The sequence below is a fragment of the Sphingobium sp. LF-16 genome (assembly GCF_003711185.1).
In the GTDB taxonomy this organism is placed as follows: domain Bacteria; phylum Pseudomonadota; class Alphaproteobacteria; order Sphingomonadales; family Sphingomonadaceae; genus Sphingobium; species Sphingobium yanoikuyae_A.
The window spans coordinates 580,004-596,830 of record NZ_CP029335.1 but is presented as its reverse complement, the minus strand read 5'-3'; the positions used below and the strand labels follow the sequence as shown (position 1 = coordinate 596,830).

Here is a 16,827-nt window from a genome sequence, read left to right as displayed (position 1 = left end):
GAAAGGGAGGGGCGATTATCGGATCAGAGGCTCGCCACGAACTTCTTGTAAGCGGCTTCGTTCATCAGGCCTTCCAGCTCGCTGGCGTCGGCGATGCGCAGCTTGAAGAACCAGCCATCTTCCTCGGCATCGCTGTTGACCAGCGCCGGCTCGTCTTCCAGCGCGCCATTGGCTTCGACGACTTCGCCCGAGATCGGGGCATAGACGTCGGACGCGGCCTTGACCGATTCCACGACGGCGGCGTCGTCGCCCTTTTCGAAGGTCGTGCCTTCGGCGGGCAGTTCGACGAACACGATGTCGCCCAGCTGTTCCTGCGCATAATCGGTGATGCCGACGGTGGCGATGTCGCCTGCAACGTCGATCCATTCATGTTCGTCGGTGAAATAGCGGCTCATGCTTGCTCTCCTCGAAAAGCGGTAATTCAGGCCTTGCGGCGATAACGATGCGGAACGAACGGCATCGGCGCAACCGCCGCTGCAATCCGCTTGCCGCGCACTTCGATCTCCAGCGCGGTGTCGAGCGCGGAATAAGGCAGGCTGACCCAGCCCATGGCGATCGGCGCGCCCACGCTCGGCGCGAAGCCGCCCGAGGTGACTTCGCCCACCAGCACATCGCCGGCATAGATTTGCGCGCCTTCGCGGGCCGGCAGGCGGCCTTCGATCTTCAGGCCGACGCGCTTGGAACCGGGGCCTTCGGCCAGTTCCTTCATCACGCGGGCATGGCCGATGAAGCCACCTTCCTCGCGGCGGCGCTTCTGGATGGCAAAGCCCAGGTCCGCACCGATGGTGCTGACGGCGGGCGACAGGTCATGGCCATAGAGCGGCAGGCCGGCTTCCAGACGCAGCGAGTCACGCGCGCCAAGGCCGATCGGCTTGACCTGCGGCAGTGCGCACAGCGCATCGGCCAGCAGCGCGACGGAATCGCCCGGCACGCTGATTTCAAAGCCATCCTCGCCGGTATAGCCAGACCGGCTGATCCACAGCGGCACGCCGCGCCAGGTGAAGGGACCGGACTGCATGAAGATGAGGTCGGCGGTTTCCGGGATGAGCGCGGCCATTGCCTCGCCCGCTTCGGGGCCCTGCAGCGCCAGCAGCGCCTGGTCGGCCATATGGTTCATGGTGACGTCGTCGGGCAGATGCTCGATCATCCAGCCGATATCGTCATATTTGGTCGCGCCATTGACGACCATGTAGATCGCCGCGCCTTCGAATGCACCGTCGCCGGGACGCGAGACCATCAGGTCGTCGAGGATGCCGCCTTCCGCGTCCAGCAGCATCGAATAGCGCTGGCGGAAGGGCTTCAGCCCCTTGATGTCGCTGGGCAGGAGGGTTTCGAGCGCGGCATCGACGCTGGCGCCGCCGGTCTCGTCGGAAAAGGTGAGCTGACCCATATGGCTGACGTCGAACAGGCCGGCATGTTCGCGGGTCCAGCTATGTTCCGCCATGATGCCTTCATACTGGATCGGCATATGATAGCCGGCGAAGCCGACCATGCGCGCGCCCTTGGCACGGTGCCAGGCGTCCAGCGGCAGGGCTTCGAGGGGCAGTTCCGCTTCGAGGGCGGCGACGTCGTCAGTGGCGGTCATGGCAAGACCTTTCCGTAGGAGGGATGCGGCGACAGGCCAGCGCAGCCGACGAATCGGCGCTTCCGGCATGCCACCCCCTCTGTCACGGAACCTGAGAGCTTTGACCAGCGGCTTGGGGCCGGCTGGCTTACCCCTTCGGTGGGACGGCACGGGGCCATCCGCTTTCCAGAGTATCTACGCGCGATGCGGTCCTTTGGCCTGAGAGATTCCGGGGCGGTTGCTCCTTCGGCGACGGGCTCAAGCCTGAAAGGCGCCCATGCTCTCCCGCATCGTGCCCGCTGCCGAATCCTCGGCACCGGAGACGCCCCACGCATTTGCCCAAAGCGCGGGCGGCGTCAATCGGGCAAATGTCGCAGGGTGCAGCTTAGAGCCGGATCAGCCTTCTTCGCGGGCCAGCCGCTGCGCCATGGCGAGGGCCGCCGCCCGGCATTCGGATAGCCTCACATCGGAAGCGTCGTCCGAGAGGGTCAGGTCGGCAAAGCCCGCCTCTCCCTCGAACATCTCCAGGAAGCGGGTGACGCCGGCATAGTTGGAGTCCGCCACGGCGCGCTGGATGAGGTCGATCCGATCCGCCCAGGGCCGCGCGCCCTGCGCCCGCAGCAGGCGGGAAAGATCGTCAAGCTGGGCGGCAAAGGCCGCGATCTGGGGATGCAGTGTCATGGGCAGAGAGATAAAGCCCGCGCGACGACCGGACCAGCCGGCGGAACGCCAACGCAGCGTTTCCGTTGGCGGAGTTGGGTGGGTTTGAGACGGTCTGCTTTTGGTCTAGGCCTATCACGACGCGGACCGGATCACGGGAACAAGGAAATGCTTTTTAATAAAATATCCATGCCTCTCCTGTTGATATGGGGCTTTGTTTCCGTTGTATTATTTTTGCTTGGAATTAGATTTTCTGGTGGCATTCTAAACGTCTTTATAGGTCCGCCGGCCAATGTTGACCTCATATCTATAGCATTTTGGTTGATGGCATGGGCATTTGTACTTGCTCCATTTCCATTACTAATGCTTCGGCTCATCCAATTTTTTATGCGTTAAATTCTGAGCAATTTGCTTGCGGCCTTTGGATAATTTTCTGCTCTTGGGGACGCTCATAGCCGCGACAAAAGCCGAACTGTGGTCGTTACCTGATGCTGCCTCCCGGAAGGCGTGATCTCCACTCCAGCATCGCAACCAGCGTAATTACCAAGAGGCAGATGATGCGCCATTTGCTTGGAAGATCGATAAACAGCAGTAGAACTGGCGCTAGGGTCGCAATGAAAGAACTGCTGTCGACGCGGACTGACCGTCGCGCTTGGAACGTGAGATAGGTCGCGGTCCCAAGGCCCAACAAGGCAAGAAGCACATAGCAGATAGTATATACGATGGGTGACAGGCCGACATAGCGAAAGAAGGCGCTGGCTGCGCTAAGCATGCCTAGCATCAGCCATATGTCGCGCGAAGGCCTGATGATGCTCATGGTTGCACTTTAGCGGTGAACAGAATGTCCGCAATCGCGAACAACTGGCGGTAGTCTAAACGGCAAAAAATGGTCGTCAGCGGCCAGAGCCCTGATCGCCCGTGCCCTTTCCTACTCGGCCTTTCTCTGATCTATTCTGCGCGATGGAACAGTCCCCTGCCCTTTCCGCCTTATCTCCCGCAAAGCCCCACTGGCGTCGCTTCGCTGTCGCCTGGCTGTCGCCTCATTGTCGCGTCGGTGTCGCGCGGGAGAGGCGTCATAGGCGCGTCGACATGATCCAGGCGGCGCGTCGCAGGCGCGTGGGCCGTGCAAACACGCCAGAATGCGCGTGCAACGACGCTGTGAACTTTCAACTGTCGCGTCGGAGGCGGCCGCTCGCGCTTAGACCAGTGCGCCACAAATTTCGGCATGCCGCTTTTCGGCATAGCGATCGGTCATGCCGGCGATGAAGTCGGCGATGTGGCGGCTGCGGGTCGGTTCCTCCAGCGCGCACTCGTCGCGCCATTCTGGCGGCATCAGCGCGGGATCGGCCAGATAGGCGCGGAACAGGTCCATCACGATCACCCGCGCCCGGTCGGCGGCAGCCAGCTGGTCGGGATGATGATAGAGGGTCGCATACATGAAGCGCTTCAGTTCCCGCTCCTGCGCCGCCAGTTCGGGCGAGAAGGCGACCAGCGTGCGGCCCAGCGCGCGGACATCGGCGACCGTCTCCACCCCGGCGGCCGCGATATTGGCACGGGTGGTGGTGAGCAGATCATTAGCCATCACGCCAATCTGTTCGCGCACCAGTTCGCGCAGCAGGCGATCCTGCGGCACATCGGGATAGCGGGTAGTCACCCGATCCCAGCAATGGCGCACCAGCGGCACCGTCAAAAGCTGCTCCAGGCTCAGCAGCCCGGCGCGCAGCCCATCGTCAATGTCGTGATTGTCATAGGCGATATCGTCCGACAGCGCCGCCAGCTGCGCCTCCAGCGAGGCATGGCTGGCAAGGTCGAGCGGGAACAGCGCGTCCAGTTCGCGCATCGCCCAGCCGGGCCTGGTCACCGGCCCATTATGCTTGGCCAGCCCCTCCAGCATTTCCCAGCTGAGGTTGAGGCCGCGAAAGCGCGGATAGGGCGAATCCAGCAGCATCAGCGTGCGCAGCGTATGCGCATTATGATCGAAGCCGCCATGATCCTCCAGCGCCGCCTCCAGCGCATCCTCGCCGGCATGGCCGAAGGGCGGATGGCCGATATCATGGGCCAGGCACAGCGCCTCGGTCAGATCCTCGTTGAGGGCAAGCGTGCGGGCGATGGCGCGGCCGATCTGCGCCACCTCCAGACTGTGGGTCATGCGCACGCGATAATGATCGCCGTCGGGCGACACGAACACCTGCGTCTTGTGCCGCAGCCGGCGGAAGGAGATCGAATGGATGATGCGGTCGCGGTCGCGCTGAAACACGTCGCGCGGGCCGCGCATCTCGCCGCCCGGTTCGGCATGGAGCCGCCCCCGGCTCTGGTCGGGCTGAGAGGCGTAGGATGCGAGCATCGTCATGCGAACCCCTTATTTGCTGCCCAGCTTTTCGACCACCTCGCCCGCGTCGCTCTGCCAGGCGAAGGCGTCGGCGCCAGCCTTTTTGAGGTCCGCCTCGACCGCCCTGGCGCGGGTGAAGCTGGCAAAGGGACCGATCAGCAGGCGCGAGGTCTGGCCCCAGCTTGCGCTCCAGCCATCCTGCGGCGCGACCGCGTCATATTTGCCCTGCAAGCGCTTGAAGGTGAAGGCCAGCGCGCTCTTCTGCCCGGTGCCGATCTGCACCCAGTTGCGCGCGGGGTTGGCGGCCAGTCGCTTCTTTTCCTCGGCTTCCTTCTTCGCCTTGGCATCGGCTTCCGCCTTGGCCTTGGCGGCGGCCGCCTTCTTCGCCTTGTCCGCCTCCGCCTGGCGCGCAGCGGCGCGGCGGGCAGCCTGCAGCTTCTCGACCTCGGCTAAGTCGACCGCGACCACGTTCGAGCGGCGTTCGCTGTCGGGCACGTCGATGGCGTGGATGATGTCGGCCAGACTGCGCGTCGCCTCCGGCGCCGGCTGCGGCGCAGCGCTGTCGGCCGGCGGCGTAAATTGGGTGGCGACCGGCGCCGATGGCGTCTCTGCAGGCGGCGTGCCCTGCGGCGCGGGCGGGGTCACGCTCGACGCCTGGGCAAGCGCGCTCGAATTGAGCTGCGAGGCGGCGCTCGGCTGGCCGGTGGTCGGCGCCGGCGCGGTGGAGCGCGGCGCGCCGCCATCCAGCGCATCGAGGCCCGGCGCAGGCGGCCCCTGCACATCGGCCGATGCGCTGCGGACCGGGGCAGGCGTTGGTGCCGGGGTCGGCGCAGGCGCTGTCGCCTGACCGGGCACCGGCTGCACCATCTCCGAACGGGCGCTCTGGCTCGGCGTCGGCTGGACGATCGGCTGGCGGCCGCGCGTGTCGGCGGGCAGCGGCTGGACCGTTGCGGGTGCAGGCGTCGGCGTCGGCGTCGGCGTGGGGGCAGCAGGCTGCGTGGCTTGTGCGGCAAGCTGCGTCCCGCTCTGTGTCGGCGCGGGCTGGCTGGCGGCAGGCTGGCTGGCAGTAGGCTGGCTGGCAGTAGGCTGGCTGGCAGCAGGCTGGCGGGCGGCGGGCGTGCCGAGCGGCGCGCGGGCCAGCGACGTGCCGCGCTGCCGGCCACTGCCGTTGCGGGTCGTACGGCGATCCCCCTGGGCCGGCGCGGTCGACGCGGCGGCGGCGGGTGCGGCGTCGCGCGACGCCAGCTGGACGCCCGGCGCCGGCGGGGTCGGCACGATCGGCGTGATGCTGGTTGCGACCACCTGCGGGAAATGGCCGAAATGGACCGCGGCCGCCTTCTGCGCCGCCGTCAGATAGGGCATTTTCTGCATATAGGGGGTGATGGCGCTCGCCAGCTGGGCCGGCATGGTCTGGTCGACCACCTTCTTGGCCTCGGCCTGGCGGTTGTTCATCGCCAGGATGAAGGCATTATAGCGCCAGGCGGCCCGGTCGCTCTTGTAGAGCAGCGGCTGCAACACCTTGTCGGCGGCATCCACCTGCCCCGAAATACCGAGCGAGGCGGCATAGCGGCGCACCAGTTCGGCATCGTCCGGGGTGCGTTGCAGGGCGGCATGATAATCGCGCTGCGCCCCGGCCTGGTCGCCGGTCATGTCGCGCGCAAGGCCACGGTCGCCCTGGATGGTCGCTTCGGGATAGCCGGCACGGGTCGCCTGGTCGAACAGGCGCAGCGCTTCGGCCGGGTTCTGCATCTTCAGCATGACCCGGCCCAGGCCCGCCTTGGTGCGTCCATTATTGGGCTGGATCGCGTCGGCGCGGGCAAAGAAACCGGCGGCCGCGCGGGCATCGTCCAGCTCCAGCGCGGCTTCGCCCGCCCCCACCAACGCGTTGAAATCCCGCGGATTGGTGGCCAGTTTCGCCAGATTATTGTTGAGGTCTGCGGCGCCCGAGGGCCGGACCAGATCGGCCTGGTCGGTTTGCGCCTGCGCAGCCGTGGCAAGAAGCAGGCTGCCGAGAATCCATAGATGAGATCGTGTCACATCGCTCCCTTAGAGCCTGATCGTTTGAGGGGGAAGCGCTTCGCGCTTCCGCCGATAACGTGAATCAGGCTCTAGTCGATGATTTCAGACCTTGATTCACGCTTCGGGCTGATTCAGCCCGAAGCGATCAAGGTCTAGCGGATCGCGGAAGCAATGGGAAATGACCTGCACAAAAAAGCGCGCCGGGTCGCCCGAAGCGACCGACGGCGCGCCTTTGGCAGGCCGGTGCGGGCCTATGCCCGCACGCTGGCCTTACTGGTTGTTCTGGCGGTTGAGAAAGCGCGGGATATCCAGACCCTGCGTGCCTTCTTCGGCGCCCGGTGCCTTTTCGCTGCCACGGGTCAGGCCGGCCATACGTTCGAACAGCGTGCCACCGGTCGCGACGCGCGGCGCCGGCTGGGCGGGCTTGGGCGCGGCTTCCGGTGCGGTCGGTTCGGCTGCTTCGGCGCCGAGCAGCAGTTCATCCTGCGAGGGATCCTCGTCGGAGAAGACGGCGGCGGGACGCGCAGGTGCGAAGGCCGGCGGCGCCTTTTCGGCGGCAGGCGCAGCGATCGGCGCAGGCGCCGGGGCTTCGGGCACGTCCAGTTCCAGCGCTTCGGACTCAGGCGCGGCGACCGGGGTCGGTGCAGCAGCGACCGGCGCGGCCGGGGCGGGTGCGGCCACCGGTGCCGGGCGCGGCGCCTGCGGCACGGCGACGGCCGGGCGGCTGGCGAAGCTGAACGGCTGGGTCAGCGGTGCGGCCTGGCTGCCGACTTCATTGTCGATGCCGGTCGCGACGACCGACACGCGGATCTTGCCGTTCAGATTGTCGTTGAAGGCGCTGCCCCAGATGATGTTCGCATCGGGGTCGACCAGTTCGCGGATATGGTTGGCCGCTTCGTCGACTTCCATCAGGCGCATGTCGTCGCCACCGACGATCGACACGATCACGCCCTTGGCGCCGCGCATCGACACGCCGTCGAGCAGCGGGTTGGCGATCGCCTTTTCCGCCGCCTGGAGCGCACGGCCGTCGCCTTCCGCTTCGCCGGTGCCCATCATCGCCTTCCCCATCTCGCCCATCACCGAACGCACGTCGGCGAAGTCGAGGTTGATGAGGCCCGGCATGATCATCAGGTCGGTGATCGAGCGCACGCCCTGCTGCAGCACCTCGTCCGCCATCTGGAACGCTTCCTTGAAGGTCGTGTTCGGGTTGGCGATCAGGAACAGATTCTGGTTCGGGATGACGATCAGCGTGTCGACATGCTTCTGCAGCTCGTCGATGCCGCTTTCCGCCGACTTCATGCGGCGATTGCCCTCGAAGGTGAAGGGCTTGGTCACGACGCCGACGGTCAGGATGCCCTTTTCACGCGCCGCCTTGGCGATGACCGGGGCCGCACCGGTGCCGGTGCCGCCGCCCATGCCGGCAGTGATGAAGCACATATGGGCGCCTTCCAGCGCCTGTTCGACGGTGATGATGGTTTCTTCCGCAGCCGCGCGACCGATTTCGGGGCGCGAACCGGCGCCCAGACCCTCGGTGATCTGCGGGCCAAGCTGGATGCGCCGTTCGGCCGGCGAGGCGTTCAGCGCCTGCGCGTCGGTGTTGGCGACGATGAAGTCGACGCCCTCGACGCTGGCCGCGATCATGTTCGCGATGGCGTTACCGCCTGCACCGCCAACGCCTATCACCGCAATGCGTGGCTTCAATTCATCCACATGCGGCGGGCTGATCTCGATGCTCATATACTTTGCTCCCTCAGCTTCCTCGTCAGGAAGTGACAACCGTCATCAATTGTTAACACCAGAAAATAGAGTATTTCACCTGCTATTTTCGTTTTCGTTCAAATTCGCTCAGTAATTCGTCCGCATCGCCCGCATCATGCGCTGCCACCATTGCGGGGCGCCCAGACGATGCACGGTTTGCGGCGCAGGCGCCATCGCCCTAAGATCAACCGGGTTTGAAGCGCCGTAAAGCGCCAATCCGGCCAAAGTAGCGAAGGCCGGGCCACTATGCGCTTCGGGCATGGCTGACAAGCCGCGCGGGCGACCGACCCGCACCGCACGCCCCAGTGCGCCTTGCGCATAGTCGGCAATGCCCTTCATCTCCGCGCCACCGCCGGTCAGCACGACCTGACGCCCGGTGCTGTTGAAGCCCATGCCGGCCAGCGCCGCATTCACTTCCGCCATGATCTGGTTCAGTCGTTCGCAAATGACGCCGACCAGCGCCGCGCGGGTGATCTTGCCGCCCTCTGCATTGGGGCCGGCGCTCTGCCCCGGAATGGCGACATCGCCATGGGGCGTCGCGATCTCGATCATCTCGCGGAAGTCGCGGCGGTTCTGCATCGCTGAACCATAGAAGCATTTGATCCGCTCCGCCTGGCTGCGGCGAATGCCGAAGGCCGAAGCGATATCATCGGTAATGTCGGACGCACCCATCGGGATCGAATGCAGCCCCACCAGCATGCCGCCGGCATAGAGCGATACATTGGTGACCCCTGCCCCCATCTCGACCAGCGCCACGCCCAGGTCGCGTTCCTCTTCCGACAGGCAGGCGAGGCCCGTGGCGATCGGCGAAGCGACGATCGAATTGACGTTCAGATAGGCGCCACGCACGCACAGGTCGAGATTGGCGAGCGGCGCGCCATCCGCCAGCACCACATGGATATCGACGCCCAGCAGATCGGCATGCATGCCAAGCGGCTTCTTCACCGGCACCTTGCCATTGATGGTAAAGCAGGTCGGCTGCGCATGCAGGATGATGCGGCCATCGGGGTCGATACCCTGCTGGCCGGTGGTCAACAGATCGTCGATGTCCGGCTGCTCGACGCGATAGCCGCCCATGTCGCGCTCGACCGTGACGACGTCGCTGACCAGGCTGCCACCCGAGAAGCTGACCCAGACATCCTCGATATTGGTGCCGGCGACACGCTCGGCCTGTTCCACCGTCTCGCGCACGGCCAGTTCGGTGCGTTCCATGTCGGCGATGAAGCCGCGGCGCACGCCCCGGCTTTCGCGCTGGCCGGTGCCCAGGATCGCCAGCTCACCCGTATCGGTACGCCCCGCGATCAGCGCGGACACCTTCCACGATCCGATATCGATCGCGGTGATGAGCTTTTCGACCTTGGGCTGTGCCATGACTTAGCCTTCCTCGCCCGCGGCAGGCGCACTTGCGGTCTTTTCCGCCTTGGCGTCCGCCGCTGCCGGCTTATCGCTGGTCTGGCCCTGCGGCAGACGCAGCACGAAACGATCGGGATCGCGCATGTCGAACTTGACGATGCCCCGGCCGAGCAACCGGTTGACGCCATCCATGCGCGCGAAATTCACCAGCGCGGCCGCCGATGTCTGTTCCCCCTCAGGCAGCGACAGCGTCTCCCCAGACTGAAAGCGCAGATCCCAGCGACGGTTTCCGACCCAGGTCGCACCAGCCAGCATCGGCTTCAAGGCAGGCGCGCTTTCCATCAGCTTGTTGAGGCCAGCGGTCTGGAGATTGGCGTTGGGGCCGACCACCAGCGGCAGGTCCGGCATCGCCCCGGCCGACACCGATTGCAGCACCACGCCCGCCACGTCGATCAGATGCAGTTGCCCGTCATGCTGCCACACCGCGACCGGATCACGCTCGACGATATCGACGACCAGCGTGTCGGGCAGGCGGCGGGAAATGCGCGCATCCTTGACCCAGCCGAGCTTCAGCATTTCCTGCCGCACCTTGGGCAGGTCGAGCGAGAGCATCGAGCGATCGACCTGGCCGAGCGCGATATTATAGACCGGCATCTCGTCCATGCGCTCGACGCCGCGCACCTCGACCTTCTCCACCTCGAAACCGGCGCGCGCGGCCAGGCTTGCCGCCTGCTGGCGCGCCATGTCGGGCAGCCCCGCATAGATGGCGATGGCGATCAATATACCACCGAAGATCGCGAAGATCGCCCAGGTCGCCAGCTTCTGCAGCGTATCCTCGCTGATCGGCAGCAGTTCGAGCAACCGATCGAAGGAGGACTGGCGCTTGAGCTGGCGGCCACGGCCCGATCCGGCCTTGGCGCGCACCTTGCCCCGCGCCGTGCTCAGCCGCGCCGTGCCGCCGCGCCGGATCCGTGCCTCAGCCATTGCCAGCCCCCATGTTCGGCCCCCTCGTCAATGCTTCCTCGCAGATCCGCTCGACCAGCTCGGCATATTCGATACTCAGCTTTTTCGCCTGTTCCGGCACCAGGCTCAAGGGGGTCATGCCCGGCTGGGTATTGACCTCCAGCAGGTAAAGCCCCTCGACGCCCTGGCTGTCGTCCCAGCGGAAGTCGGAGCGCGACGCGCCCTTGCAGCCAAGCAACTGGTGCGCCTGGAGCGCGATCGCCTTGCATGCCTGCGTGATCTCGTCCGGTATCTCCGCCGGGCAGACATGTTCGGTCATGCCGTCGGTATATTTGGCGTCGAAATCATAGAAGCCGCTCTTGGGGCGCAGCTCGGTAACGAGCAGCGCCTCATCGCCCAGCACGGCGGTGGTCAGCTCGCGCCCGCGAATATAGGGTTCGGCCAGAAGCTCGGGAAATTCCTGCCAGGGGCCGACGCTGTCACGGGCGATGGGATTGCCATAATTGCCCTCGGCCGTGACGATCGCGACGCCGACCGAGCTGCCCTCATTGACGGGCTTCAGAACATAGGGGCGCGGCAGCGGATCGCCGGCGTACAGGCTCTCGCTCGTCACGATATGGCCGCCGGGCATGGGGATACCGTGCGGCACCAGCGCCTGCTTGGTCAGCTGCTTGTCGATCGCGATGACCGATGTGGCAAGGCCGCTATGGGTGTAGGTGAGGCCCATCAGGTCCATCATGCCCTGCACCGTGCCATCCTCGCCCGGCACGCCATGCAGCGCGTTGAACACCACGTCCGCCCCGGTTTCGGTCAGGCGCGCGGCAACGTCGCGATCCATGTCGATCCGCGTGACCCGATGCCCACGCGATTCCAGCGCCTTGGCAACGCCCTCGCCGCTCGACAGCGACACCGGCCGCTCCGCCGACCAGCCGCCCATCAGTACGGCGACATGCCAGGGACCACGGCTCATGCGTAACACTCCAGATACATCGTCATGCCAGCGAAGGCTGGCATCTCACTGCCTTTGAACGCAGCGAAGGAAGAAAAGAGGGATCCCAGCCTTCGCTGGGATGACGGATTGGGAGCACAAATCACTTCGCCAACCCCACGGCATCTCTGTTTGCGCCGTCGGCAAACATGCCGACACGCTGGATTTCCCATTCCAGCTCGACGCCGCTCTTTTCCTTCACGCGGCGGCGGACTTCCTCGCCCAGCGCTTCGATGTCGGCGCTGGTAGCATCGCCGGTGTTGAGCAGGAAGTTGGTGTGCTTCTCACTTACCTGCGCGCCGCCCAGCGCGAGGCCGCGACAGCCCGCTTCATCGACCAGCGCCCAGGCCTTGTGCCCGTCCGGATTCTTGAAGGTCGATCCGCCGGTCTTGCTGCGCAGCGGCTGGCTTTCCTCGCGCGCGGTGGCGATGCGGTCCATTTCCGCCTGGATCGCGGCCGGTTCGCCGGGTTCGCCGCGGAAGGTGGCCGACACGACAACCGCGCCGTCGACCATGTTGGAATGGCGATAGCTGTAATGAAGATCGCGGTTGAGCAGGGTCACCTGCTCCCCCGAACGCAGCACCACCTCGCATTCGACCAATATGTCCGCAGTCTCGCGGCCATAGGCACCGCCGTTCATCCGCACGAAGCCGCCGACCGTGCCGGGGATGGAACGGAGAAATTCAAGACCGGCAATGCCGGCATCCCGCGCCGTCGAGGAGACGAGGATGCCCGACGCACCGCCGCCGCAGACCAGGGTGGTGGCGTCCAGCGCCTCCACCTTGGCGAAGGGCTTGCCCAGGCGCACGACCACGCCCGGCACGCCGCCATCGCGGACAATGAGGTTGGAGCCGAGGCCGAGCGCCATCACCGGCATGGCCGGATCGAGCATGGCAAGGAAATCGGACAGGTCGTCGGCGTCCTTGGGCTCGAACAGCCATTGCGCCGCCCCGCCCGCCTTGAACCAGACGAGCGGTGCCAGCGGCGCATCGGCCTTGAGCGTGCCGCGAACGGCCGGGAGAGAAGCCATCACCGTCAACCGCGCACGCCCCAGAGATTCATCCAGCTCTTCATCGCCTTCATGCCCGCCTCGCCGGCCTGATGCGCCGCCATGCCAGTCTGCACCTGCTTCTGCGCCGCCTCGACCATGTCGCGCGCGACTTCCACGCCCTGCATCTGCATGTCGATCATGCGCTTCTGCATTTCGAGGCCGACATTGAAGAGCTCGAACATCAGGCGGTTTCCTTGACCTTGGCGGTGACCGCAGCGGACAGGCCCGCCGCCCATTTGGTGATGTCGCCGGCCCCCAGGCAGATGATCATGTCGTCGGCCTGGACATCGGCGGCGATGACGCGGGCAAGATCGTCCGCATTGGCGACGGTGGCGGCGTTGCGATGGCCACGGCGCTTGAGCCCGGCGACCAGCGCCGCGCTGTCGACATCCTCGATCGGCTGCTCGCCAGCGGTATAGACCGGGGCGGCATAGACGATGTCGGCGTCGTTGAAGGCCTGCTGGAAATCATCCATCAGGTCGCGCAGGCGGGTGAAGCGATGCGGCTGGACCACGGCGATCACCCGGCCCTTCGCGCCTTCGCGGGCGGCGGCGAGCACCGCCTTGATCTCGACCGGATGGTGGCCATAATCGTCGATGACGGTGGCCACGCCTGCCCCGGCCGGGATTTCGCCGACCTTGGTGAAGCGGCGCTTCACGCCGCCGAACTTGGCAAAGCCGGTCTGGATGGTCGCGTCATCAATGCCCATCTGCAGCGCCACGCCGATCGCGGCCATCGCGTTCAGCACATTGTGGCGGCCGGGCATAGGCAGTTCGATGCCCTCGATCCGGCGGGTCGCGCCGTCGCGCTCGCGGATCTGGACGTCGAAGCGATTGCCGCCGGGCACCGGCTGGACATTCTCGCCGCGAATATCGGCCTGGGCAGAGAAGCCATAGGTGACGATGCGACGGTCCTGCACGCGCGGCAGGATAGCCTGCACCTCGGGATGGTCGAGGCAGAGCATCGCCGCACCATAGAAGGGCACATTTTCGACAAACTCGACAAAGGCGTCCTTCACCGCGTCGAAGCTGCCATAATGGTCGAGATGTTCGGGATCGATATTGGTCACGACCGCGATCGTGCCGTCGAGGCGCAGGAAGCTGCCATCGCTCTCATCGGCTTCCACGACCATCCAGTCGCTGTTGCCCAGGCGCGCGTTGGAGCCATAGCTGTTGATGATGCCGCCGTTGATGACGGTCGGATCGACCCCGCCCGCGTCCAGCAGTGCCGCGACCATCGAGGTGGTCGTGGTCTTGCCATGGGTGCCGGCGATGGCGACCGTGGACTTCAAACGCATCAGTTCGGCCAGCATTTCCGCGCGGCGGATCACCGGCACGCGATTTTCCAGCGCCAGCTCGACTTCCGGATTGCCGCGCTTGATCGCGGTCGAGGTGACGACCACGGCGGCATCGCCCAGATTTTCGGCCTTGTGGCCGATCATCACCTTGATGCCCTTGGCGCGCAGCCCTTCCACGACATAGCCTTCGGCGACGTCGGATCCTTGAACCTTGTAACCCAGATTATGCATGACTTCGGCGATACCGGACATGCCGATGCCGCCAATGCCGATGAAATGGATCGTGCCGATGTCGGTGCCGACACCCTTCATGCCTGATATTCCTTGTTCCAATATCCGTTCGCCCTGAGCGAAGTCGAAGGGCCCAGCAGAGCCGCAGGCGAAGCGGCTTCGCTCCGCTCAGCAGAGGGCTTCGACAGGCTCAGCCCGAACGGGGAGAGATATGTGCGGATCATGCAGGGACGCCCTGCAAATTGAGCGTGGTCGGCGTGGGGCCGACGCGAAGCGGGTCATTCATGATCGGCGCGGGGCCGATGCTTTCGAGCAGGTCGGCCATGTCGCGCGCCGCATCCGGGCGGCCACAGGCGCGGGCGCGCTTGGCGGCATTTTGCAGGGCGCCCGGTTCCAGCGCCATCTTCTGCATCTGCTTGGCCAGTTCCACCGCAGTGAAGCGCGACTGGGGGATGGTGCGGGCGCCACCGGCCTCGGTCATCTCGCGCGCATTGGCGGTCTGATGATCGTCCATCGCGCTGGGCAGCGGCACCAGGATGGCGGGGCGGCCGGCGCAGGTCAGCTCGGCCAGGGTCGATGCCCCTGCCCGCGCGATCATCAGGTGCGACCAGCCCAGCTTTTCGGGCACGTCGTTGAAATAGGTGGCGAGATCGGCCGGGATTTCCATCTCGGCATAGGTGGCGCGGACGCGCTCGATATCCTCCGCGCGGCACTGCTGCGTCACCTGAAGGCGGCGGCGCAGCGCGATCGGCAGCATCGACAGCCCTTCGGGCACGACGCTCGACAGGATGCTCGCCCCCTGGCTGCCGCCGATCACCAGCACGCGGAACACGCTCTCGTCGGTCAGCGCGGGAAATTCCTCGTCGCGCAGCGCCTTCACTTCCTCGCGCACCGGATTGCCGACCAGATGCACCTTGCCGGCATATTTGTCCTTGAGGCGCTCGACCACCGGATAGGCGGTGGCGATCGCGTCGACCCGACCGGCGAGCAGACGGTTGACCCGGCCCAGCACCGCATTCTGTTCATGGATCGCGGTCGGGATGCCGTCGGCCAGCGCGCCCAGCAAAGCGGGCATGGCGGGATAGCCGCCAAAGCCGACCACGGCAGTCGGCTTGAACGTGTCGTTGAGACGGCGAGCCATCGCCCGGCCGGCCAGGATCGCCTTCAGGGCGCCGGGCCAGCTCGCCGGATTCTTGGTCATGCGGCCCGCCGGCATGACATGGACCTGCGCCTTATCGAAGATGCCGGGGATCTTGGCGCCGCGTTCATCGGTGACAAGGGCGACATGATGGCCGCGCGCCATCAGTTCCTCTGCCACCGCATGCGCGGGAATCATGTGACCACCCGTCCCGCCGGCGGCGAGGACAAAGTGACGGGAAATGCTCATCGACCACTCCATTTGACGACCGTGTGCCGACCCATGAAGGGGTTGCGCCGCGTGAATGCGAGCAGCAGGCCGACGCCGATACAAAGCGCGAGCATAGAGGAGCCACCGTAGCTGATAAAGGGCAGCGTCATGCCCTTTGACGGAAAAATCTGCGCATTGACGCCCATATTGATAATCGCCTGCAGCCCGAACTGCGTGGTGAGGCCGGCGGCGGCAAGGATGGTGAAATTATCCTCCTCGTCCAGCAGGCGCAGCAACACGCGCACGACGATCGCCAGATAGACGCAGGCGATGGCGATGCAGGCGAGCAGGCCGAACTCCTCGCCGATCACCGAGAAGATATAGTCGGTATGGGCTTCGGGCAGGCGGAACTTGTTCTGCCCCCCGCCCGGCCCGACGCCGGTGAAGCCGCCATGGGTGATGGTGCGGAAGGCCAGGTCCGTCTGGTCCGGGCCAGTATCCATCTGGACGCCGATGCCCAGGAAGTCGTTGATGCGCTGGCGGCCATTTTCATAGAACATGTAGACCGCGACAAGCCCCGCCAGCGCCAGCCCGCCCAGCATGGCGATCCAGCGCATTTCGAGGCCCGAGAGCATCAGCAGCACGCCCCAGCAGGCAAGGAAGATGACCGTCTGGCCAAAGTCCGGCTGCTTCATCAGGATCGCGGCGATCAGCAGCGTCATCGCGCCGGTGAGCGGCATCACCGGCAGGCTCTGGTCCTTGGCGCGCAGCGACAGCAGCCAGGCCAGCGTCACGACATAGACGGGCTTCAGAAATTCCGAGGGCTGGAAGCGGAAGCCCGGCAGGTCGATCCAGCGCTTGGCCCCGTTCACGGTGGAACCCAGCAGCGGCACGAACAGCAGCATCAGGAAGAAGAAGACGGCCAGGAAGATTGCCAGCCGCCGCGCCTGTGGCCGGGGCAGCATGGAGATGACCAGCATGATCGGCAGGCCGATGAACACCCACATCAGCTGGCGGTAGAAATAGATCAGCGGATTGACCGCCACCTGCGCGGTCGAGCGGTCGATCGCGGCCACCGGCGATGCGGCGGCCACGGCGACCAGCCCGATCGCCATCAGCGCGACGATCAGCGACAGCAGCACCCGGTCGATTTCCCAGAACCAGATGGCCAGCGCGGTACGCTCGCGCGGCACGGTGCGGGTCTTGAAGCCCTTCACCAGTTCGCCCGCCCTGAACATGCCCTTACGTCCCTCGCTATCCATCCCG

14 protein-coding genes and 1 riboswitch are annotated in these 16,827 nt (G+C 65.5%); all 14 genes read right to left on the bottom strand.

Translation table 11 applies throughout. The features are described from left to right. Window positions 1–23: 23 nt before the first annotated feature. Complete coding sequence (gcvH, locus tag DIZ22_RS02935; protein WP_004207946.1) at window positions 24–395, bottom strand: glycine cleavage system protein GcvH; 372 nt, start codon at window positions 393–395, stop codon at window positions 24–26. 26 nt (window positions 396–421) lie between these two features. Continuing rightward, a complete protein-coding gene (gene gcvT / locus DIZ22_RS02930; RefSeq protein ID WP_048937461.1) occupies window positions 422–1,585 on the bottom strand; it encodes a glycine cleavage system aminomethyltransferase GcvT in 1,164 nt (387 codons plus the stop codon). A 176-nt stretch (window positions 1,586–1,761) separates the two neighbouring features. Continuing rightward, window positions 1,762–1,862: riboswitch (glycine riboswitch) on the bottom strand. A 98-nt stretch (window positions 1,863–1,960) separates the two neighbouring features. Beyond that, window positions 1,961–2,245, bottom strand: a complete 285-nt coding sequence (locus tag DIZ22_RS02925; protein WP_080993573.1) for a hypothetical protein — start codon at window positions 2,243–2,245, stop codon at window positions 1,961–1,963. 1,177 nt (window positions 2,246–3,422) lie between these two features. Further along, complete coding sequence (locus DIZ22_RS02915; RefSeq protein WP_048939669.1) at window positions 3,423–4,574, bottom strand: deoxyguanosinetriphosphate triphosphohydrolase; 1,152 nt, start codon at window positions 4,572–4,574, stop codon at window positions 3,423–3,425. A 9-nt stretch (window positions 4,575–4,583) separates the two neighbouring features. Beyond that, entirely contained in the window at window positions 4,584–6,590 is a 2,007-nt protein-coding gene (locus DIZ22_RS02910; RefSeq protein WP_122927886.1) for a tetratricopeptide repeat protein, read from the bottom strand. Window positions 6,591–6,842: 252 nt separating this feature from the next. Next, on the bottom strand, window positions 6,843–8,309 hold the full coding sequence (gene ftsZ, locus DIZ22_RS02905) for a cell division protein FtsZ (RefSeq protein ID WP_107917640.1): 1,467 nt from the start codon (window positions 8,307–8,309) through the stop codon (window positions 6,843–6,845). 108 nt (window positions 8,310–8,417) lie between these two features. Then, window positions 8,418–9,701 (bottom strand): cell division protein FtsA, encoded by a 1,284-nt coding sequence (gene ftsA / locus DIZ22_RS02900; RefSeq protein WP_004207952.1) that lies wholly within the window; start codon window positions 9,699–9,701, stop codon window positions 8,418–8,420. 3 nt (window positions 9,702–9,704) lie between these two features. Beyond that, window positions 9,705–10,667, bottom strand: coding sequence for a cell division protein FtsQ/DivIB (locus DIZ22_RS02895; protein WP_037510504.1), 963 nt, complete (start codon window positions 10,665–10,667; stop codon window positions 9,705–9,707). Further along, the gene (locus tag DIZ22_RS02890; RefSeq protein WP_048938802.1) at window positions 10,660–11,616 is read right to left on the bottom strand and encodes a D-alanine--D-alanine ligase; all 957 of its coding nucleotides are present in this window, start codon (window positions 11,614–11,616) and stop codon (window positions 10,660–10,662) included. Before DIZ22_RS02890 ends, DIZ22_RS02895 begins: the two co-directional genes overlap by 8 nt. Window positions 11,617–11,737: 121 nt before the next feature. Continuing rightward, window positions 11,738–12,664, bottom strand: coding sequence for a UDP-N-acetylmuramate dehydrogenase (gene murB, locus DIZ22_RS02885; protein WP_170978394.1), 927 nt, complete (start codon window positions 12,662–12,664; stop codon window positions 11,738–11,740). A gap of 5 nt (window positions 12,665–12,669) precedes the next feature. After that, complete coding sequence (locus DIZ22_RS02880) at window positions 12,670–12,867, bottom strand: hypothetical protein (RefSeq protein WP_004207957.1); 198 nt, start codon at window positions 12,865–12,867, stop codon at window positions 12,670–12,672. Then, on the bottom strand, window positions 12,867–14,294 hold the full coding sequence (murC, locus tag DIZ22_RS02875) for a UDP-N-acetylmuramate--L-alanine ligase (protein WP_048938800.1): 1,428 nt from the start codon (window positions 14,292–14,294) through the stop codon (window positions 12,867–12,869). The genes DIZ22_RS02880 and murC overlap by 1 nt, the downstream gene beginning before the upstream one ends. Before the next feature lie 139 nt (window positions 14,295–14,433). After that, entirely contained in the window at window positions 14,434–15,600 is a 1,167-nt protein-coding gene (gene murG / locus DIZ22_RS02870; protein ID WP_004207959.1) for an undecaprenyldiphospho-muramoylpentapeptide beta-N-acetylglucosaminyltransferase, read from the bottom strand. Then, entirely contained in the window at window positions 15,597–16,799 is a 1,203-nt protein-coding gene (locus DIZ22_RS02865) for a putative peptidoglycan glycosyltransferase FtsW (RefSeq protein ID WP_010336276.1), read from the bottom strand. The genes murG and DIZ22_RS02865 overlap by 4 nt, the downstream gene beginning before the upstream one ends. Window positions 16,800–16,827: the final 28 nt, after the last annotated feature.